Raw genomic sequence first — 931 nt, forward strand, 5'->3', positions numbered from 1 at the left:
GATCTTGACCGCTCCACCCTTGCGGACTGGGTTGGGCGGGCGGCCTTCGAATTACGCCCGGTGTATGAGGCGTTGCTGGCCGCTCTGAAGCGCTCGACCAAACTCTTCATGGACGAAACCCGTGCTCCGGTGCTTGATCCCGGGGCGCGCAAGGTTCGCAATGGCTACTTCTGGGCTTTGGCCCGCGACGAGAGGCCATGGAGCGGAACCGCGCCGCCGGGCGTCGCCTTCACTTACGCGCCGGGACGCGGCGGGCAGTATGCAGAGCAGATACTGGCCGGCTTCAGCGGCATCCTGCAGGTCGACGGATATGCGGGCTACAACCGGCTGATTGCCCAGGAAGGCTCTGGCGCCCGTCCGCACCAGAACATCCAGCTGGCGTACTGTTGGGCGCATGCGCGGCGCAAGCTGGTCGAGATCACACGAACGGGAGCCGCCCCGATTGCCGAAGAGGGCGTGAGGCGCATTGGTGAGTTGTACCGCATCGAGGTTGATATCCGCAGCCTGTCTGCTGAAGCACGGCTTGCCGCGCGCCAGCAGCGTTCTGCGCCGCTGGTCACTGGCATTCACGAATGGCTGGTTCAGAACCGAGCGCGGGTATCGGCAAAATCACCCCTGGGCGAGGCGCTGAAATACATCGCCAGATACTGGGACGGGCTGCGCCTGTTCCTCACCGACGGGCGCATTGAGCTCGATAACAACACTGTCGAGCGCACCATCCGGCCCATCGCATTAAACCGCAAAAACGCGCTGTTCGCCGGTCATGATACGGGCGCGCAGAACTGGGCCATGATCGCTTCGCTCATCGAGACCTGCAAACTGAACGCCGTCAACCCACACACATGGCTCGCCGCAACACTCGGCGCCATCGTCAAGGGTCACAAGCAGGCCGACATCGACAGCCTCCTGCCGTGGAGCCATCAACGCAAGG

General features: G+C 63.5%; 1 protein-coding gene. It reads left to right on the plus strand.

Translation table 11 applies throughout. The features are described from left to right. Positions 1-931: IS66 family transposase (tnpC, locus tag AC6A67_RS08280; RefSeq protein ID WP_498036078.1), on the plus strand; the 931-nt coding region annotated here is incomplete at both ends.

The organism is Camelimonas sp. FR25, assembly GCF_059740505.1.